This window comes from Zobellia nedashkovskayae, assembly GCF_015330125.1.
Lineage (GTDB): Bacteria > Bacteroidota > Bacteroidia > Flavobacteriales > Flavobacteriaceae > Zobellia > Zobellia nedashkovskayae.
Genome location: NZ_JADDXR010000002.1, coordinates 1,353,843 through 1,374,773, shown reverse-complemented (window position 1 = coordinate 1,374,773; position 20,931 = coordinate 1,353,843). Strand labels below are relative to the sequence as shown.

General features: G+C 34.2%; 20 protein-coding genes. 19 read left to right on the top strand and 1 reads right to left on the bottom strand.

Annotated features, from left to right (window positions below; all coding sequences use genetic code 11):
- The first annotated feature begins 132 nt into the window (after positions 1-132).
- From IWB64_RS05935 to purD, 18 genes are all read left to right on the top strand, one after another.
- Positions 133-1,818, top strand: a complete 1,686-nt coding sequence (locus IWB64_RS05935) for a DUF6909 family protein (protein ID WP_194533131.1) — start codon at positions 133-135, stop codon at positions 1,816-1,818.
- Between the two features lie 4 nt (positions 1,819-1,822).
- Positions 1,823-2,827 (top strand): hypothetical protein, encoded by a 1,005-nt coding sequence (locus IWB64_RS05930; protein WP_194533130.1) that lies wholly within the window; start codon positions 1,823-1,825, stop codon positions 2,825-2,827.
- A gap of 40 nt (positions 2,828-2,867) precedes the next feature.
- Complete coding sequence (rfbB, locus tag IWB64_RS05925) at positions 2,868-3,917, top strand: dTDP-glucose 4,6-dehydratase (RefSeq protein ID WP_194533129.1); 1,050 nt, start codon at positions 2,868-2,870, stop codon at positions 3,915-3,917.
- A gap of 26 nt (positions 3,918-3,943) precedes the next feature.
- On the top strand, positions 3,944-4,810 hold the full coding sequence (gene rfbA, locus IWB64_RS05920) for a glucose-1-phosphate thymidylyltransferase RfbA (protein ID WP_194533128.1): 867 nt from the start codon (positions 3,944-3,946) through the stop codon (positions 4,808-4,810).
- Positions 4,810-5,355 (top strand): dTDP-4-dehydrorhamnose 3,5-epimerase, encoded by a 546-nt coding sequence (gene rfbC, locus IWB64_RS05915; protein ID WP_194533127.1) that lies wholly within the window; start codon positions 4,810-4,812, stop codon positions 5,353-5,355. The genes rfbA and rfbC overlap by 1 nt, the downstream gene beginning before the upstream one ends.
- Entirely contained in the window at positions 5,352-6,209 is an 858-nt protein-coding gene (gene rfbD, locus IWB64_RS05910) for a dTDP-4-dehydrorhamnose reductase (protein ID WP_194533126.1), read from the top strand. The genes rfbC and rfbD overlap by 4 nt, the downstream gene beginning before the upstream one ends.
- Before the next feature lie 8 nt (positions 6,210-6,217).
- Positions 6,218-7,645 carry a lipopolysaccharide biosynthesis protein gene (locus IWB64_RS05905; RefSeq protein WP_194533125.1) on the top strand — a complete coding sequence of 476 codons (1,428 nt, stop codon included), beginning with the start codon at positions 6,218-6,220 and terminating at the stop codon, positions 7,643-7,645.
- 11 nt (positions 7,646-7,656) lie between these two features.
- A complete protein-coding gene (locus IWB64_RS05900; RefSeq protein WP_194533124.1) occupies positions 7,657-8,721 on the top strand; it encodes a nitroreductase family protein in 1,065 nt (354 codons plus the stop codon).
- 9 nt (positions 8,722-8,730) lie between these two features.
- Positions 8,731-9,870 (top strand): polysaccharide pyruvyl transferase family protein, encoded by a 1,140-nt coding sequence (locus IWB64_RS05895; protein ID WP_194533123.1) that lies wholly within the window; start codon positions 8,731-8,733, stop codon positions 9,868-9,870.
- Between the two features lie 25 nt (positions 9,871-9,895).
- Complete coding sequence (locus IWB64_RS05890; protein WP_194533122.1) at positions 9,896-11,032, top strand: glycosyltransferase family 4 protein; 1,137 nt, start codon at positions 9,896-9,898, stop codon at positions 11,030-11,032.
- A 16-nt stretch (positions 11,033-11,048) separates the two neighbouring features.
- A complete protein-coding gene (locus tag IWB64_RS05885; protein WP_194533121.1) occupies positions 11,049-11,816 on the top strand; it encodes a glycosyltransferase family 2 protein in 768 nt (255 codons plus the stop codon).
- 398 nt (positions 11,817-12,214) lie between these two features.
- Entirely contained in the window at positions 12,215-13,108 is an 894-nt protein-coding gene (locus IWB64_RS05880) for an O-antigen ligase family protein (RefSeq protein ID WP_226975818.1), read from the top strand.
- Positions 13,083-13,724, top strand: coding sequence for a DapH/DapD/GlmU-related protein (locus tag IWB64_RS05875; RefSeq protein WP_194533119.1), 642 nt, complete (start codon positions 13,083-13,085; stop codon positions 13,722-13,724). Before IWB64_RS05880 ends, IWB64_RS05875 begins: the two co-directional genes overlap by 26 nt.
- Before the next feature lie 36 nt (positions 13,725-13,760).
- Entirely contained in the window at positions 13,761-14,876 is a 1,116-nt protein-coding gene (locus IWB64_RS05870; protein WP_194533118.1) for a glycosyltransferase, read from the top strand.
- Positions 14,863-16,137 carry an O-antigen ligase family protein gene (locus IWB64_RS20575; protein WP_317171956.1) on the top strand — a complete coding sequence of 425 codons (1,275 nt, stop codon included), beginning with the start codon at positions 14,863-14,865 and terminating at the stop codon, positions 16,135-16,137. The genes IWB64_RS05870 and IWB64_RS20575 overlap by 14 nt, the downstream gene beginning before the upstream one ends.
- Complete coding sequence (locus tag IWB64_RS05860) at positions 16,109-16,864, top strand: glycosyltransferase family 2 protein (RefSeq protein ID WP_194533116.1); 756 nt, start codon at positions 16,109-16,111, stop codon at positions 16,862-16,864. Before IWB64_RS20575 ends, IWB64_RS05860 begins: the two co-directional genes overlap by 29 nt.
- 11 nt (positions 16,865-16,875) lie before the next feature.
- The gene (locus tag IWB64_RS05855) at positions 16,876-18,066 is read left to right on the top strand and encodes a glycosyltransferase family 4 protein (protein ID WP_194533115.1); all 1,191 of its coding nucleotides are present in this window, start codon (positions 16,876-16,878) and stop codon (positions 18,064-18,066) included.
- Between the two features lie 156 nt (positions 18,067-18,222).
- Positions 18,223-19,494 (top strand): phosphoribosylamine--glycine ligase, encoded by a 1,272-nt coding sequence (purD, locus tag IWB64_RS05850; RefSeq protein WP_194533114.1) that lies wholly within the window; start codon positions 18,223-18,225, stop codon positions 19,492-19,494.
- A 51-nt stretch (positions 19,495-19,545) separates the two neighbouring features.
- On the opposite strand, the gene IWB64_RS05845 is transcribed toward purD, so the two are convergent.
- Positions 19,546-19,767 (bottom strand): DUF6341 family protein, encoded by a 222-nt coding sequence (locus tag IWB64_RS05845; protein ID WP_194533113.1) that lies wholly within the window; start codon positions 19,765-19,767, stop codon positions 19,546-19,548.
- 318 nt (positions 19,768-20,085) lie between these two features.
- Here IWB64_RS05845 and IWB64_RS05840 point away from each other — a divergent pair, with 318 nt between their 5' ends.
- A complete protein-coding gene (locus IWB64_RS05840) occupies positions 20,086-20,910 on the top strand; it encodes a hypothetical protein (protein ID WP_226975817.1) in 825 nt (274 codons plus the stop codon).
- Positions 20,911-20,931 lie beyond the last annotated feature (21 nt).

Below are 20,931 nucleotides of genomic sequence, written 5' to 3'. Positions count from 1 at the left end.
ATTCACATAAAGAGGCCTCTGTAGAGGTCTTTTTTGTTTCTGCCTGTTAATGTAGTATAATATAAAAAAGGCAAGAAAAATCTCATTCGCTACTACTGAAAAATTTATCGTAATTTTGGTTGAAATTTGTTTATGAGCAATACAACTACAACTACTCGCGCTCAAGAATCTACTAGTGCTATTGAGCGACTTTATATAACAATGAGACATTTGTTCAACCGTGGTTTTTATAAACCAACGGGTGTATCTGGTGAATCTTTAAAAAACGCATTATTACAACTAAGACCTGAGATTTACGGTTCTATCGCTGAAGAAAAGGCAGAGCTTAGTGGGCTTATTTATGTTTTAGAGCGTCTTCCTAAAGGGATTGAACAATGCCGTTTTATTAACTTGACTTCAGATGAGGGCTATAGTAAATCTCATTTTAAGCCAATTGTACCGCCAAAACGTCGTAGAAACTGTTATCGGATAGATGATGAGCAGATGAACATCGAAATTACTCGAGGTCGTTCGGATATCTATGATATTCTTACACACTTAACGTTCCTGTTTATTGAATCTGAAAAAATCTGTAAAAGAGTTTTAATTGAAGATACCGATAGGACTATTCGAGACTGGGCTAAATTGGAAAATGCTGTCCAAAAAGATGAATTAACTTTAGCAGAGAGAGAGGTAGCCGTTATTCATACAGCTAATATTTTGGGTCGTTCTTTTATCGAAATTATGGCCGTTCACAAGAATTTTGCAACTAAGGAACAGCCTGACCGTTTTTTAGAAATAATATATTGGTTGGGTAAATTGGCTATTGAGGAGGAAATAACAGGTGAAAAAAGGGCAATTACTTTTAGTGCTTTGCTGAGAGAACGTCTTGGTCACCACATTCATGGAGAGCGTTGGGCGGACATCGTAAAGGAAACTTTACAGAAAAATGGTCTAATACACCGTCCAATACACATTATTAGTGCAAATATGCACAGTGTGATGAACACCCTTTTTGCCAAGAATGCACTGAAGAAAGAGTTTTCCAATAAAGAATCCTTAAAAATATATGAGGCTTTAAGCTCGTCTTCGAATGAAGAATTACGTTCAAAAGTAACCAAGGTTGCCACAAAGAATGGAATGATTGCTATAGATGATCTTTCAGGAACGAATATTGACGTACAATTGTTTGATACTGCCAAAATGGGTTCAGATGTTTGTTGTTATCAATTGCCTAAAGGCTTAGCAGATAAAGATAAGCCTGTAATTTTTGTTATGGATTACGCTTTTGGTGAACAAGCTTATGAAACAATAGATGAATTATTGAAACCATATAAAGGAGCGGGAGATGAACCTATTTTCCTAGATGTAGCCTCCATTTCTATTATGGGAAAAGCTGGTATACTTGAAGGTGGTAAAGGTGATTTGATGATTCCATCCGCACACATTTTTGAAGGTACTGCAGATAATTACCCTTTTAAGAACGAATTGTGTGCAGAAGATTTTAAAGGTCATGGATTAAAAGTGTTTGAAGGCACTATGGTGACCGTTTTAGGAACATCTTTGCAAAACAAAGATGTATTGAAGTTCTTTCACCAATCTACTTGGAACGTTGTAGGTCTGGAAATGGAGGGAGTTCACTATCAAAAAGCAGTACAATCTGCTTCTAAGATACGCAAGAGTGTTCGAGAAGATATTAAGGTGCGATATGCATATTATGCCTCTGATAATCCATTAGAAACGGGCAGCACGTTGGCTTCTGGTGGTCTAGGTACAACAGGAGTAAAGCCAACATATTTGATTACTGAGAAAATATTAGAACAAATTTTTAATTCATAATTTAATGTCTGACAATAAGCCAACTAACGCCAATACCTCAGATGAAATTGATTTGGGGCAGTTGTTTAAAATTTTAAGGAAGGCTTCCAATCGTTTTTTTTATGGCGTACTTAAGATTTTTTTGTATTTAAAAAAGAACTTATGGAAATTGGTTGTTCTCATTGTAATTGGAGTTGGAATAGGTCTTTTCTTAAATACTATAATAGACAAGCGCCTCAAAAACGAAATTATTGTTAAACCAAACTTTGAAAGCAATGATTATTTATATAGTGTAATAGAGGAAATTCAAGCGAACATTCGGGCTAAGGACACCTTGTTTTTTAAAAACATAGGGATAGACCTAAAAGATTTAAGTAGTTTTTCTATAAGTGTTCAACCGATTGATAATAATGAACTTGATATAGAAAAGAGAAAGGAGAACAATAAATATCTTGAAACCTTACAAAATTATAAAGACAATGATTTTGTCATCGATGTAGTCAAATCTGAAATATTGAAAAAAAGTGTATTGACTTATCGAATTATATTCTCACACAAAAAACATAAGAAAGGGGAGAAAATTGCTTCACAATTAATGAAATATATTAATTCTAATCCCTATTTTAATGAGTTAAAAGAGGTTTACTTTAAAAATGCGAAGACACGTATAATTAAAAACCAACTGCTGATTGATCAGATTGACGGATTAGTCCAAAGTTATTCGATTAAACTATCACAAGATAGGCTAACTAATCAAAACAGTACCTTGGTCATAGAGGGGGAAAAAGGATTGGATATTACGGGGTTATTATCCCTAAAGAGCAGGCTTATTAAGGAGATAGAGAAAAAAGAAATAGAGTTGTCTGAACAGCAAGAACCAATTAAAATCATAAGTTTTGGTAAAACACAGATGATAGCCACACAATTTTTTAGTAATGGTGTTGTAATCATTCCCGCGACCTTTCTCTTCTTTTTTTGTTTGTTAGGAGTATTTTCTTATTTAAATAGAAAATCTAAAGAACTCCTATAGATTGGATTTAAGAGGTAGGCTTAATTTGAAAATTGTAGATATGAATGTTTTAATAACCGGAGGAGCAGGATTTATAGGGTCACATGTGGTGCGTAGATTTGTAAATAGTTATAAAGAATATTCTATATATAACTTAGATGCACTGACGTATGCTGGGAATTTAGAAAACCTAAGAGATATAGAGAATGAATCAAACTACAATTTTATCAAAGGAGATATTGTGGATGCAGATTTTGTCGATTCTATGTTCAAAAAGTATCGTTTTGATGCCGTTATTCATCTAGCAGCTGAATCACATGTTGACCGGTCAATTACAGATCCTCTGGCTTTTATTAGAACAAATGTATTAGGTACAGCAAATTTGTTGAATGCATCTAAAGCACTATGGGGTAAGAAAGCAAAGGATAAACGTTTTTATCATGTAAGTACTGATGAGGTTTATGGTTCTTTGTCAGAAGAAGGACTATTCACCGAGACAACTTCTTATGATCCAAATTCGCCTTATTCCGCATCTAAGGCAAGTTCAGACCATTTTGTTAGGGCTTATGGAGAAACTTTTGGGATGCCTTATGTAATAACCAATTGCTCCAATAATTATGGACCAAATCATTTTCCAGAAAAACTCATTCCTTTATTTATAAATAATATTATAGAAAACAAGGCATTACCGGTTTATGGGGATGGTAAATACACAAGAGATTGGCTTTTTGTTGAAGACCACGCTCTTGCAATAGATTTAGTATTCCATAAGGGAAGAAACCATGAAACATATAATATTGGAGGTTTTAACGAATGGCAGAATATTGATTTGATTAAGCTTCTATGTTCTATTATGGATAAGAAGTTAAATCGGCCCGTGGGAACATCAAAAAAACTAATTTCATACGTAAAAGATAGACCAGGGCATGACTTAAGGTATGCAATTGATGCTAGTAAAATCAATAAAGAATTGGGGTGGAAACCTTCTGTAACTTTTGAAGAAGGGCTAGAACGAACAATTGATTGGTATTTGAACAATAAAACATGGTTAAAAAATGTAACCTCAGGGAAATATAAATCATACTATAAAGAAATGTACCCTTCGGTATAGTCAAATTGTAAAAATTACGCAACACAATGAAAGGAATAATATTAGCAGGTGGATCAGGAACCCGTTTACATCCACTTACCTTAACCGTAAGTAAACAGCTAATGCCGATTTATGATAAACCCATGATTTATTATCCACTTTCTACATTAATGTATGCAGGGATAAGGGAAATATTGATTATTTCAACACCTAAAGACCTTCCATTGTTCGAAACCCTTTTAGGAGATGGTAAAAAGTTCGGTTGTGAGTTTTCTTATGCAGTGCAAGATGACCCAAACGGTCTTGCAGAATCATTTATTATTGGAGCTGATTTCGTGGGAAAGGATAAAGTAGCTTTAGTTTTAGGAGATAATATATTTTATGGCTCAGGATTAGCCAAATTATTACAGTCAAACAATGACCCGGACGGAGGGATTATCTATGCTTATCGTGTAAACGATCCAGAGAGATATGGAGTAGTCGAATTTGACAGTACCGGAAAAGCTATCAGTATTGAAGAAAAACCTTTAGAACCAAAATCTAATTATGCGGTACCTGGTATATACTTTTATGATAATGACGTTATTGAAATTGCTAGAAACATAACCCCAAGCCATAGAGGTGAACTTGAAATAACCGATATAAATAAAGTCTACCTTGAGAAGGGAAAACTAAGTGTAAGTATTTTAGATCGTGGAACAGCATGGCTTGATACCGGAACATTTCAATCGCTCATGCAGGCATCTCAATTCGTAGAGGTTATTGAGGAACGACAAGGGCTTAAAATAGGCGCTATTGAGGCCGCAGCGTATGAGATGGGATTTATAAATAAAGAACAGTTTAAAGAACTTGCTGCACCCCTTATGAAAAGCGGTTATGGAACTAATCTTTTAGGAATTTTAGATAAAGATTAATGAGAGTAACAAAAACTGAATTAGAAGGGTGTTTTATTTTGGAACCTAAGGTCTTTGAAGATGATCGGGGATATTTTATGGAGTCGTATAATTCTGAAATGTTTAATGATATCATAGGGAGAAAAGTAACTTTTGTACAAGATAACCAAGCTTTTTCTACCATAGGTGTTGCTAGAGGTTTGCATTATCAGATAGGGGAATATGCTCAAGCAAAACTGGTTCGAGTAATTCAGGGCAAAGTTTTAGATGTTGCTGTTGATGTTAGAAAGGATTCCGTAACTTTTGGTAAACACATAGCTGTAGAGCTAAGTGCCGAAAACAAAAAACAGCTTTTTGTACCAAGAGGGTTTGCTCATGGTTATGTTGTTCTAAGTAAAACCGCAGAGTTTTTTTATAAATGTGATAATCTTTATAATAAAAACGCTGAAGGTGGAATTATTTACAACGATAGATCGCTTAATATAGACTGGATTTTACCTCACGATGATTTAATTATTTCAGAGAAAGACCTTGTACTACCTTCTTTAGAAAATGCTTCATTATGAAAAGCATATTGGTTACTGGTGGTTCAGGTCAACTAGCTACTTGCGTTAAAGAGCTTTCGGAAGGTTATAATAACCTAGAGTTTGTTTTTATGGATTCGGCGGGATTAGACATTTCCCAAAAAGAGCAAATAGCCGAATATTTTGAAACTAATACTGTAGACTATTGCGTAAATTGCGCGGCTTATACTGCCGTTGATAAAGCTGAATCTGAAGAAAAATTAGCGAAAGCAATTAATACTAATGGGGCCAAAAACCTGGCAGAAGCTTGTAAAGAAAACAATTCGGTACTTATTCAGATTTCTACGGATTTTGTTTTTGACGGGAAAAAGACCGAACCATATAATGAAAAAGACGGCACTGCACCACTTAATATATATGGAAGCACAAAACGCGATGGGGAAATTGCAATTAGTTCTACCATGAAAGAATATTTTATTTTAAGAACAGCATGGCTTTATTCTGAATATGGGAATAATTTTTTGAAAACTATGTTGCGTTTAGGAAGTGAAAGAAAAGAATTGAACGTTGTATGTGATCAAATTGGAACACCAACTTATGCTAAAGATTTGGCGAAAGTTATAATGAAAATTATTTCTGAAGACATTAAAGAGTTTGGTTTGTATCATTTCAGCAATGAAGGCCAAGCAAGTTGGTCCGATTTCGCAAAAGCAATTTTTGAAGAGAGTGATAAAAATGTAAAAGTTAAACCTATTCCGACAAGTGAATATCCAACAGCAGCCGAACGCCCTATGTATAGTGTTTTAGATAAGTCAAAAATTAAAAATAAGTTGGGGGTTCAAACATCTCATTGGACTAAAAGTCTGAATGATTTTTTTAAACGCACCACAGAATAAGTGAACCTTTGGAATCAAAAAAAATAGTATCTGGTATTAAGTGGGCCGGTATTCAGGTCATTCTAGATACTTTTCTTCGGTTTTCTGTCAGACTTATTTTGGCCAAATTACTACTCCCTCAGGAATTTGGTCTTGTCGCTATGTGTACAGTTTTTATTGCCGTAGCGGAAGCTACTTCGGAATTGGGTATGGGTGCTGCTCTTATTCAAAGAAAGTCAACTGAAGAAAGTGTTGCCTTATATAATACTGCATTTTGGAGCGGTATTGTTTGGGGGTTAATGGTATTTCTTATTATGGCCTTTATAGTGGGGCCTTTTACCGCATATTTTTATGAGCAACCCAAGTTAGTACAAATTGTACCTCTCCTAAGTTTAGGCATTCTTGTAAAGCCCTTAGGCTTGATTCATGTGGTAAAATTGACTCGGGCTATGGATTTCAAAAAAATTGCCAAATCGTACAATATATCTGCACTAATTGCGGGTACGGCAGGAATAGTTCTGGCATATTATGATTTTGGGGTATGGGCACTTGTCGTGCATCAAGTCTTATCCTCGATTTTACCAATACCATTACTTTATTTTAGTACGAAATGGAAACCAGTAATGGAGTGGAACAGGCAACATTTTAATGAAATTTTTGGCTTTGGTGCTTATTCAACGGGAACGAGTGTCTTTAGTACCATAACGTATAACATAGATAATTTATTGATTGGCAAAATATTGGGAGCCAGTTTATTAGGGTCTTATTCGCTTTCATTTTCCTTAACGGAAAACCTTAGACAGATAATAAGTAACGTTCTAAACCGCGTTATGTATCCGGTATTTTCTCAAAGCCAAGACGATAAGCAGAAATTGAGAAATTATTTTTTAAAGATAATTAATATCAACGCACTTATAATTTATCCAATGATGACCGCTCTAATCCTTTTCGGGGACGAAATTATAAACGGTTTTTTTGGTGAACGATGGCTAAATAGTATCATGCCGCTAAAAATTCTTGCGTTTGCAATGATGGTACATTTACTGGTAAATTCATTTACTTCTCTTCTTAGAGGAATTGGCAAGCCAAAATTAGAAATGAAAATCATCATGGGTCTTACCATATTTGTACTTTTACCCTGTTTGTATATTGGAATAACATATTATGGCCTAATTGGTGCGGCTATAGCGATACTAATAAATAAAATAGCACTTGTATCTATTGGCCTTATCGTTTTAAAAAGAGAAATAAATCTATCCGTAGTAGCAGTGCTGAGCGCCATTAAAAATATTATCCTAGCGATTTGTATTTCGGCACTTGTTGTTGTTTTGGCTAGGAATTATCTTGGTTTTGAAAACAATATCATTCTGTTTGTGATATATATCCTAGTATATTTGGGCTTTATTTTTAAGCTAGAAAAACAAAATCTAATGGAACTAACGAAAAAAATTGGTTAAACCCTTGTTTAATGAAGAAAATTCTTGGCAAAATATATAGAAATCTGCTTGATTTCAAGAATGAAACTTTACCTAGGTATTTTATGGGCTCACCATTCATGGCAACAGTATATTACCTATTTTTTTCATCTAAGTTTCGAAGAGAGCAACATGCGGTCATTCAGGGAAAAGTTGCGCATATAAGGCAACTTAAGGTTGATAAGGAAAATATATACACACTTATAAGAAATACCCACAGGCTTGAAAAAGGACTGCTCATGCGTCCAAGGCGGAAAGTGTATGCCTTGGATTACATAGGCGAAACTGTAGATGCTTTTGTAAATATTTGGAAACCGGAAATGATGCTGGAAGATGCGCAATACAAATGGTTTCATGATGTGCTCTCGGAATACTTCTTAACTTCCGGGGATAATGAATTAGTTCATAATTTATCCTTGAAGTTTAGTTCCCACATAGAGAGTTACCCCTCATTAGAATTTAATCCTAAAAAAAATACAGATAAAAAAATTCCGTATTTACGAATACAGGAAATGAAACCCAAAATTTCTTTCGAAGACTTTTATAAGTTGAACAGATATAGAAGATCAGTGCGTTGGTTTTTGGATAAAAAAGTTCCTCGTGAATTGGTAGACAAAGCTATCCTTGCTGCTAATCAGGCACCTAGCGCGTGCAATAGACAACCTTACCAATACAGGGTTATAGATGACCCAGAATTGTTAGCAAAAGTGGCTGCGTTGCCAGGTGGAGTTAGGGGGTATGAGAAGGGAATCCCAATGATGGTGGTGGTTATTGGGAATTTGGACGCGTATTTTGATGAAAGAGATCGTCATGTAATTTATATTGATGCTTCGTTGGCCAATATGACTTTTATGTTGGCATTGGAAACGTTGGACCTGAGTAGTTGCAGTATAAATTGGCCTGATGTAGAGTATTTGGAAAGGCAAATGGAAAAAACATTGAAACTAAAGAAGCATCAGCGTACTATTATGTGTATGGCCGTAGGATATGCAGACCCAGAAGGAAAAGTAGCCTTTTCAGAAAAAAGAGACCTAGACTATATTAGAACCTATAATTAATTTATACTAATGAAAATTCAGATTGATGGTACTAATACACTGAATAAGGGGGCCGAGTTAATGTTGGTCGCTATTTATCAGCAAATAATCAAGAAAATACCTGCTGCAGAGATATTATATATTCCAAATGAGATAGAAGTAGGTTTGCCTATTTTTCTCCAGAATAAAAATGTAAAGAGAAGACGGGCTGTTGAGAAGGGTAGGATACCTTCCGCAATTTTACGAAGGTTACGTTTACCATACGCTTATTTTACTTCGAAATACGCATCTAAAAATATAGATTTGGTACTTGATGGGGCTGGCTTTCAGTTTTCCGATCAATGGGGTTATACTAAAGAAAGATTAGATATTTTAGAACGCTATTATAAAAATCTTAAAAACCAAGGTACAAAGATTGTATTATTGCCTCAGGCTTTTGGTCCATTCGAAACAAAGCAAGGGAAGCGAATGGTGAAAATCATCAATGACTATGTAGATATAATAATAGCCAGGGAAAAAATTTCCTATAAATTTATTGCCGATGCTGGGGCGAACAAAGAAAAGCTCTGGCTTTATCCTGATTTTACTCTTCTAGTAAAGGGAACCTTTCCTGAAAGATATGAGTCCATAAGGAATAAAGTATGTGTTATTCCTAACAAGAAGATGATTACCCACACCAAAAATGCGGCTAAGCATTATGGTGATTTTATTAAAGAAATTATCGTACATCTAGAAAATAGTGGTGAAGAGGTGTTTTTGCTTAACCATGAAGGAGCCGGCGATTTAGAAATATGTAAGCAAATAAACGAGAGTCATGGCAATACTCTAACTGTAGTCAACAATCTTACGGCTACTGAGGTAAAAGGGGTAATAGGAGCTTCTAGAATGGTCGTCTCTTCTAGGTTTCATGGTGTTGCTAGTGCTCTTAATCAAGGAGTTCCTTGTTTATCTACCAGCTGGAATCATAAATACCAGATGCTTTTTGAAGATTTTGGCCAACATAATACCGTTTTGGCAGTAGATGGGGAGTGGAATGAAGAATTAAAAAAAATTGACGACATTCGAACCAATCTCAATGCGGTTAAATCAGTGCTGGTGGAAAGAAAAATGGTATTAACAATTGAGGCCGAAACCATGTGGAATAGGATTTGGCAGGAAGTGGAAATTTAAAAGTGAACAGGGAATATCTTTTAATATGAAAGTTCTTTATATAACTCATTATGCAGGATTTTATGGGGCTAACCGGTCTTTATTAAAACTTATTTGTGAGTTGCGGGAGCTACATGATGTAGAACCATTGGTCATTATACCAATGCATGGAACCGTTGTTAAGGAATTGGTTAAAAATAAAATACCTTATAAAATATATAAGTTCTATAACTGGCAGGATATTAATAGTACTTGGTTTAAGGCAGCAATAAAGCATTTTCTGAATTGTTGCCAATTCCCGCTCATTGCTTTAAATTTAAGAAAAAACCATTTTGATATTATTCATACCAACACAAGTATTTGCAATCTGGGAGGATATTTATCAAAGAAAATGAACAGGCCCCATATTTGGCATATTCGTGAATTTGGAAAGCCAGATTTTAATGCGGAGTATTTTCAAGGTATTGTTAAAGCGGGTAAGTTTTTTACTCGCAACGCAACAGTGGTAATTGCTATTTCAAAAGCTATAAAAGAGTATTATAAAGATTATATAAACCCTGATAAAATCGAAGTTATTTACAACGGAGTAGAAGTTGAGCCGGATTTAGTAAAGAAAAACAACGAAAACAGACCGTTACAATTGTGCTTTACCGGAGTTATAACTGAAAACAAGAATCAAATGGAGGCGATTTTGGCTTGCTTATATCTGTTAAAAGAAAAAAAGGAATCCAACTTCATGTTAAATTTTATTGGTGATGGCCCGGACGATTATTATCCGTCGTTAGTTGATTTTGTTGAAAAAAACGGATTGAGCAATCATGTTAAGTTCTTTGGTTATGTAAATAATATAGATAATTTGTTGAAAGGTTTCGACCTTGGAATTGTATGTTCTAAAAGAGAAGCTTTTGGAAGGGTTACTGTAGAGTATATGGCTAGAAAAATTCCGGTTATCGCTTCCAATTCGGGGGCTAACCCTGAGATTATAAAGAATGGGGTTACAGGTTATTTGTATTCTCCCGGAAATCATGAAGAACTAGCTAATTACATTTACGAGGTTATCAATGAAAGATCAATACTGAAGGATATGGGTAGTGCAGCTTATAAAGATACAATTGGCAGGTTTTTGTCTACAACAAATACAAGTAACATTATAGAGCTCTACAATAGAGTTTGTAACAAATAAAACTCCAAATATTTGTATGATAAGCTTATCCGTAATAATAGCAACTTTTAATAGCGAAAAAACGTTACGGCGCACATTAGACTCACTTTTGGACCAACAAATTAGTACGTTTGAGTGTGTCGTTGTAGATGGCGGCTCAAATGATGAAACAATACATATAATAAAGGAGTATGAGCCGAAATTTAAAACAGGAAAGATTTCCTTTGAATGGCTTTCAGAACCCGATGGCGGTATTTACGATGCTTGGAACAAGGGTCTGAAACTAGTAACTGGCGATTGGATTTCTTTTTTAGGATCGGATGATATATACCTACCGGATGCATTAACACAATATCAAGAATCAATTATTTCTTTACCGAAAGAGAATGCACCTCATCTTCTGTATTCAAATGTTGATTATGTAAAAGGTAAGGTAAAGATTATGACAATTGATGGGGTTTGGTCATGGAAAAAATTTCAGCGTTATATGTGCATAGCGCATGTTGGATCTTTTCATAACAGACTGTATTTTGCTGAGTATGGACATTTTGATACCAATTATAAAATTTGTGGCGATTACGAATTGCTGCTTAGGGCAAAAAGTGAATTAAGAACTCTAAAAATATATAAGACAACTGTTCATATGGAAGCTGGGGGGATAAGTAATAATTTAGTAGTAAAAGCTTTTAAGGAAACATATAAAGCAAAAACTACTTCAGGGGGTTTATCTAAAACAATTGCAACACTAGATTATTATATGGCTCATTTAAAACATGGTGTTAAAAGAGTTTTGAGTTATCAATGAGTCAATATATGCGAGATTTTATCAACAAATTGGCTTTTTTTTTCGTTTTTCTGGATAACCTTTACCTACCGCTCAATTTAGGTTTTGATTTTCGGCTTAATTACCTGATTTACTTTGCTTTTATTATTTATTATATCTTTTCCTACCGCAAGTTAAGAATTACAGTAAGTGTGATTGTAACTACTAGTATAGTTGTGGTCGCACTCTTTTTAGTGCCCTTGATAAATGGAGGGGGTATTTCAGGTTACATAAAACAAATAGTCTTGTTAGGCTTAAACGTTCTCTTTTCTTATCTGTTATTAAATGCATATAGCTTTAACCTTGAAAAGATTTTAAAAGATTATTTTTCAATAATAAATATTCTTGTTTTAGTTGTTTTCGTGCAATTTGCCTCCTTAATGATAGGGTTTCACTATGGAGCAGATTTCTCATATCTAGGTTTTGAAATGGGAAATTTTTCATTCATTCAAAATCGGGCTCAAGCTTGGTTTCAAGAGCCTTCTTTTTTGGTTTATGCCATGATGCCAGCTTTATTTGTAGCATTAGCTAGATTTTTCAATATACATAAAACCATAAGCAGATTTCAAGCACTATTAATTTTGATCGCTTTTTTACTTTCGGTGTCGTCCGTTGGTTTCATAGGCTTGTTAATATCGTTATTAATCATCGTGTTTGGTAAGTTCCCAATACTAAAAAAGCCGCACTATCTAGCTGTTTTGATACTATTGGTGCCAATTACAAGCTTTTTTCTCTATCAAATGCCTGATGTAAAAGAACGAGTAGACGATTCTATTGAACTTTTCTTTAAAGAGTACCCTACTACTGCCGATATTAATAAGACAAACTTAAGTACATATGCGCTTTATAGTAATTTTAGAGTTACTCAAAAGACATTTTATACAAACCCATTTTGGGGTACTGGTTTAGGTTCTTATGAATATGATTATGATAAATATATAACTCAAGTAATTCCAGAATCTCCTGTTAGAGAACGTTATCAATTGAATAAAAAAGATGCGAACAGTCTGCTCTTTCGCCTATTGGCGGAAACAGGTTTAATCGGACTTTTCTTTTTTTGTCTTTACCTTTACAATAAAAGGGTGCGATTTAATGTAGTTGCTAATGGATCTGGTTTTTTGTGGGCAGTAAGTAATGGTATTTTTGTATTAGTACTTATACGCCTTTTAAGACAAGGGCATTATACATCGTTGGGGTTTGTTTTATTTTTACTGTTATATTATTATTTGAAAAATGCTATTGTAGAGAATGAAAGAGATTATAAGACTTTTTAAAAATTATTATTTTCTTGACGTATGTCGTTTGATAAGAGATATGGTTTTCAGCAAGCTTTTATTTCCCTCAGCAGTTCGACTTATAAGGCAACCTGCGTACATTGTCGGAAAAAAGCATATCTCTTTTGGCGAGAATTTTAGATCAGGGCCTAATCTAAGACTAGAGGTTTTAGATGAAAGTTTTGTGAGATCAGAAATTCACTCTAAAATGGGCACTCCAGAACTCATTATAGGGAATAATGTAAGTTTGAATTTTAACGTTCACATAGGTGTAATAGCTAAGGTACAATTAGGTGATAATGTTCTAATAGCTAGTAATGTTCTAATTATTGACCATAATCATGGCAATTACAAGGGAGAGGTACAGGATAGTCCCTTATTGGCACCAAAAGACCGGAAATGTATAGCAGAACCTATTTTTATTGGAGATAACACTTGGTTGGGTGAAAATGTTTCTATTCTTCCGGGAACTAAAATTGGTGAAGGATGTATTGTTGGAGCAAATTCAGTTGTTTCTGGAGTTTTTGAAAAGAACCAAATAATTGCAGGTGCTCCTGCAAGACCTATAAAAAGGTATGATTCGGAAACCTCTAAATGGGTTCTAATTAAAAAATAATAGAATCTTATTATACAAGAGTTGATTAAAATTTAGATGAAGAAGACAATTGTAGTATCGGCAATTAATTTTACTTCTGGTGGCCCCTTGTCCATTTTAAAAGAAAGTTTGGCTGAGTTGTCTCAGAATTTTGCTGCGAATTATAGAGTTATTGCACTTGTTAATAGTAAAGAATTGCTGTCGTTTGACAATATTGAATTGATCGCATTTCCTTATTCTAAAAAGTCTTGGTTAATACGCATGTATTATGAGTACATCTATTTTTACTTTTTATCCATTAAACTAAAACCAGATTTTTGGGTTTCATTACACGACATGTCCCCTAATGTAAAATGTAAGAATAGGTTCGTCTATTGTCATAACCCTTCTCCTTTTTACGAATCAAAAAAAACAGATTGGTATAAAAATACGAAAGCCTACCTTTTTTCTAAGTTTTATAAATATTTATACGGTATTAATATTAAAAAGAATACTTATGTTATTGTTCAACAAAGTTGGCTTAGAGACTATTTTATTAGTAATTGGAGCTTAAGCAATGTAATTGTTGCCTATCCACATGTGGTCATTAATAGTTTGGATAAAGATCAATATCAAATAGGTGTAGATACGTCAAATAAACCATTGGAGTTCTTTTATCCAAGCTTTCCTAGACCTTTCAAAAATTTTGAAATTATTTGTGAAGCGTACTCATTAATGTCCGAAGGTTATCGTAATCAGATAAAGGTTTATCTAACGCTGAACTTAGAACTCAATAGCTATGCAACTGAAATTGTAAATAAGTATAAGCATCTGCCTGGCATTGTTTTTTTAGGTCTTTTATCTAGAGATGAGGTTGAGAATTACTATACTAAAGCAGATTGTTTGATATTTTCATCAAAACTTGAAACTTGGGGACTACCGATTACCGAGTTTAAATCTACAGGAAAGCCAATTTTACTCGCTAATTTGCCGTACGCTAAAGAAACTCTAGGTAATTACGATAAAGTAAGTTTTTTTGATATTAATAATCCAGAAGAGTTAAAATCAAAAATGATTGGCATTCTTGAAAACCAGCCTATTTTTGTAAAAAATCGAAAGGTAGATGTTAGGCAACCTTTTACCGAAGGTTGGCCTGAATTGTTTAATTTGATTTTAGAGAATGAGAATCGGTAATTTAAAATTAAGCTATTGGGCCCTTTGCCTAGTAGTTCTTTTTCCTTTGTACCAAGTTCATTGGAATTCGTATGCAATTATTATTCTAGCTCTAGCATCATTTTATGAAAGTTTAAAAGACACTGATAGTAGAATCTCTTTTCGCTCTAGGTTATCTGCTAATAAAACTGTTTTTTTTAAAGCTACGTTATTGTTTTTTCCTTTTGTCATGAGTTTAGTATATACTGATAATATTTCATTTGGTGTAAAGGGTTTGCAGCATATTCTACCCATGATTATTTTTCCCTTACTACTGTTCTTTTTTATGAATGGTCTTTCAAAAAGGGAAATGTTCAATCTCTGTAAATTTTTTTTTGTGGGGTGTTTGTTACATGTAATATATCTCCAATACAATTTTATTCAACTAGAGCTTTTCAATAGTCTTGATCAAATAAGCTTCTACAATATGCCATTTCGTGAGGCGGTTTTATTACTAAAATTCGAAGCATTGCATCCAACATATATTTCGTTATGGTATTGCTTTGCTATATGCATTGCTTTTTACCATTTCAAAATCAGTAACTCAATAATATACAGGGTAATAATTGTTTTAGCAATTACTTTATTTCTCTTTACAATTGTACTGCTATCTTCAAGAATCGCAATTTTGTCGCTAGGTTTTCTTTCTTTTTTTTGGCTAATAAGGATGAAAAAAACCAATCAAAAATTAATTTTTAGTATTGCTCTTATGGGCGTAATTGCCTTCGGCCTAACCAAAGTTAAATTCATTTCATCTAGACTCATAGATGAATTCAAGCAGACCGAATTAGCTCCACCAATTGGTAAACGCCATAATTCAATAAATATACGAGTGGGCATATACCAATGTGCTGCAGATTTAATTAGAATGAACTCAATATGGGGTGTTGGTATAGGTGATGTTCAAGACCAATTAAACAGGTGTTATTCACGGTATGATACAAATGTATACCAACTAGATGAATACAACTCTCACAGCTACTTTTTACACGTTTACTTAGTGGGTGGTCTAATTGCTTTTTTTGCTCTACTTTATATGTTTTATGTTTTTATTGGAATTGCAATAAGTAGTAAGAATATATTGTACGGCTCCTTCTTAATTATTGTAATTTCGAGTATGCTTTTTGAAAATGTTTTAAGCCGCAACCACGGTATATTGTTCTTTGCAATTTTTAACAGTATCTTTATTTCCCATCTTTACTTAAACCGAATACATGCTAACGGCGGCGATAGTTCTCTATAATAATAACGAAAAAGTGCTTAGGCAGGCAGTCGATAGTTTTTTGTCCGTACCGCTCGAGAAAAGGCTATATTTAGTAGATAATAGTGAAACAGATGCGTTTAGAACGTGTTTTGTCTCCGATGAAATAACATATATTCATACGGGTAAAAATATTGGATTCGGTAAAGGACACAACTGGATTTTGGAGGAGTTGGAGGCAAAATCTAAATTTCATTTAATTTTGAATCCAGACGCATATTTTGAGCCCAACACCATTCCTCAGTTAATAAAGGAAATAGTGAATAGAGATAAAGTAGGAATTATTGCTCCCAAAATACTTTATCCTGATGGTAGTTTTCAATTATCTATTCGTAGATTCCCCAAAATCTATGATTTTTTTTTAAGAAGGATTCCTGGAATTAAAAATATATTCAAAGACACGTTCAAGAAAGGAAATTACCTTAACGGGCCGCTGGATAAACCAATGAATGTAGAGGCTGTTTCTGGATGTTTTCAGGTTTTTGATACCAATGTTTTTACTAAGATTAAAGGGTTTGACGAACGATATTTTATGTATATGGAGGATTTGGACATATGCAGAAAGGTTCATGAAGCAGGATATAATGTTTTGTATTACCCCTTAGTAACTGTTTATCATCATTCGGCCTATGATTCTAAGAAAAAACCTAAGCTGCTCTTGATACATTTAAGCTCAATTGTAAAGTACTTTATTAAATGGAATACTTAAAATTTTAAGATTTGTTTTTTCTAGAAACTGCCATATCATTATTTATAGGAGCTTTTCTTCTCACTTATTTAACAATACCAAAAATTATAGGTGTAGTTGAACATAAGCGGTTAATGGATGACCCTGACCACCGTAGTTCCCACTCTTCTAGAACTCCGACTTTAGGAGGGGTTGCATTTTTTTACGTACTCGTGTTAGCTCTTTTCGTTATAAGGGATCGTGATTTATTCGATGAGGCAATGTACATAATACCCGCACTTACGATACTCTTTATAATTGGACTAAAAGATGATTTAGTAGTGATTTCCCCTGGCGCCAAACTTTTGGCTCAAGTGTTTGCTATAATTTTTATTCTTATTAACCCTAGTTTTACCATACACTCCCTTAACGGATTTTTGAATATAAATGAAATACCATACTATTTATACTTGATTATTGCTGGGTTTATGATGCTCACTATTATAAACTCTTATAATCTTATTGATGGTATAGATGGCTTAGCATCCGTTGTGGGTATTGTAATAATGGTAATTTACACCACCATATTTTATATGACTGGAGAGTATTTTTTTGCACTGATTAGTATCACTATGAATGCTAGCCTTATGGCATTTTTGGGCTTCAATTTGTCTTCGGATAAAAAGATTTTCATGGGAGATACGGGGTCGCTAATGGTTGGTTTGATTATTAGCATTCTGACTTTGAAATTCTTGGCCTTAAGGCCAACATCATATACAGAGTTACCTTTTCTTCTTGAAAATGCTCCGTTGATTGCTATTAGTATCTTGATTGTTCCACTTTTTGATACGGCTAGAGTATTTACTATTCGAATAGCAAACAAAAAAGGTCCGTTTTCACCTGATCGTAATCATACGCATCATGTCCTAATTGACTATTGGGGCCTTTCTCATAAGCAAGCTAGTTTTATTATTGGTTGTTTTAATTTGCTCTTTGTAATGCTGTTTATTGTATTAGGTAGCACGGCAAAGAACATGGGTATGGTAATCATGTTGGTTTCTGTGGTTATTGTTTTAGGTTATATCTTCTTTAAGTACAATTATAATTTTGCGACCCTAAAGCAAAAGATACTTATAAAGAGAAAGGTTGATCGAATAAAATCTAAAGTAGAAGAGTCTAATCTTTCTAAAAGAAAAAAAGACCGCCAAAAACCCGAGGATAAAGAAGAAAATATTGAAGAATAAGATTTGTTAATTCAAGTTTTTTAAATGCTGTTCTCTACAGTTTATAGTAGTTAAGTTTTTATCTATTACGAGGTCTTTGAGAACTTTTCCGTCAATAATATATTTTCAATACCTAAAATTCCACTTCAAAACGTATTTTTGCGCAAACCTTAGAACATGAATATTCTTATTTTAGGTGCTGGCGGTCGCGAGCACACTCTTGCTTGGAAGCTTAGCCAAAGTCCAAAACTAAAGAACCTTTACGTTGCACCTGGTAATGCGGGTACTTCAAAAATCGCTACTAATATACCAGTTGGTGTAAATGATTTTGAAGGTATAAAGAATGCTATTCTAGAGAATGACGTAAATATTGTCATAGTTGGTCCTGAAGACCCATTAGTAAATGGTGTTCATGATTTCTTCCTCAATGATTCGAAATTAAAGAATATACCCGTAATAGGGCCGCAAAAGGCAGGAGCAGAACTTGAAGGAAGTAAGGAGTTTGCCAAAAAGTTCATGATTAGGCACAATATACCTACCGCAGCTTATGAAAGTTTTACTGCGGAGACACTTCAAGAAGGATTTGATTTTCTTGAAACCTTACAACCTCCATACGTATTAAAAGCAGACGGACTAGCAGCAGGTAAAGGAGTTGTTATCCTTGAAGATATAGCAGAGGCCAAAGAAGAGTTGAAAACCATGTTGGTAGATGCCAAATTTGGTGATGCCAGTACTACTGTGGTTATAGAAGAGTTTTTAGCCGGTATTGAATTAAGTGTTTTTGTTTTGACAGATGGTAGTGGTTATAAGGTTTTACCAACTGCAAAAGACTATAAACGTATTGGTGAAGGCGATGCTGGACTAAATACAGGGGGAATGGGCGCTATTTCGCCGGTTCCTTTCGCTGATGAGGTTTTAATGGACAAGATACACCAGCGTATTGTTAAGCCTACCGTAGAGGGTCTTAAAAAAGACAATCTACCCTATAAAGGTTTTATATTCATCGGTTTGATTAAGGTTGGCGATGAACCTAAGGTTATAGAATATAATGTACGTTTAGGTGATCCAGAGACGGAAGTGGTTATCCCTAGAATAAAAAATGATTTGGTTGAGGTTTTTGAGGCTGTTGCCAATGGAACTTTAGATGATATAAACTTAGAGCTAGATCCAAGAACGGCATCTACCGTTATGTTGGTTTCGGGAGGTTATCCTGAGGCTTATGAAAAGGGTAAAGAAATTACCGGATTTGATTCAGTAGAAGATTCATTGGTATTTCACGCTGGTACTCAATTAAAAGAAGGTAAAGTTGTAACTAGCGGCGGTAGGGTAATGGCAGTGACTTCCTTTGGAGATAATTTTAAAGAAGCATTGGCTACATCTTACAAGAACATAGAAAATATCAAGTTCCAGGACATGAACTATAGAAAAGACATTGGATTCGATCTATAAAAGAAGGAATCCAATGTCTTTAACGTAAGTTATCAATAAACTTGAAAAGGTTTATAGGTAAGAGTGAGAAGAGACAGACTTATCTTCTTCGTCATTGTCGCTAAATTTTTTAAGTTGCAGCATCCAATAAACAAAAGCGGCAAAACCAATTGCAGCAAGAGTCCAGTTTATAAAATTGGCGCCCCACCAGCTGTGCATATGACGCAACTGATCTAATGGCCAAAATAAATGGTTAACGAACAAATCTCCTATTCCTTCAAAAAATGATGTCATCTTAGCTATATTTACACTTGCAAAAGTATAAAAAGCTTAGGAACTTTCTAAATTTTAATTTTGATGAATTAGTTTGTTAATTTGAATGTGCTATCAAAATAGGATTAAGGATAAAAGCTATAGGTTCTTTTGTTAAATTTGGTTTCCGGCTTTGAAGTGATTAAAATGTAATACCGACCGGTGAAAATTTAGATAATTTTTCAAATGATATCAATCATTTTTGGCAAGACAAAGCCAATTAACTACATAATAATTCTTTCGTTTCTCTTTGTTTTCTATTGGTTCGTACACTTTTCTATGTTCGATAGAATCTATAGCATGAGCCAAACATTTTGGCAGATGTCTATATTGGCAGTTCTATTTTTTAGCATTTTCATAGTAAATTTTATAGTGAAGCGTAATAAGGTTACGGGCGCTAACTCTTTTTCTATTCTTTTTTATGGACTGTTAATGGTTGTCTTTCCGGAAACACTTCTAGATTCTAATGCCATTTTTTGCAGTTTTTTCCTATTGTTGGCCACTAGAAGACTCATTAGTATTAGGTCGTTAAAAGAGATTAAGTTCAAAATTTTTGATGCTACCATTTGGGTTTTGGTTTCAAGTCTCTTTTATGATTGGGCCTTGTTGTTTTTAATTTTAGTATTGGCCGCCATATATTTTTATGAACCAAAGAATATTAGAAACTGGTTGGTGCCGTTTGCCGCCATTTTTACCGTGCTTATGATTACAGAATGTGTTTTGGTTCTATCTGGCACCCAAGGTTTTTTCGCCGATCATTATAAGTTTACGGTCTCACTTAATATCACATACTTCTCGTATTGGGGGCATAGCACAAAACTTGTTTTATTCGCATTGACCACTTTTGTAGCTGGTCTTTTGGCTTTTTTGAAATTGGGAAAAGCCGGGTTCGGAAGAGTAATTACCATGCGCTTAATAGCCCTTTCTTTTATCATAGGTCTAGTTTTAAATATACTGCTGCTTTCAGACAATGTGTATCCGATTATGATAACTTTCTTTCCTGCCGTTGTTTTTATGACCAAGTATATTGAGTCGTTAAGGAGAGCCAATATTCGCGAGATTATACTCATGGCCGCAGTAATTATTCCATTTTTGGTACTGATGACTGCCATTGCGATAAAATAATTATGAATAACTTTGCGCTAA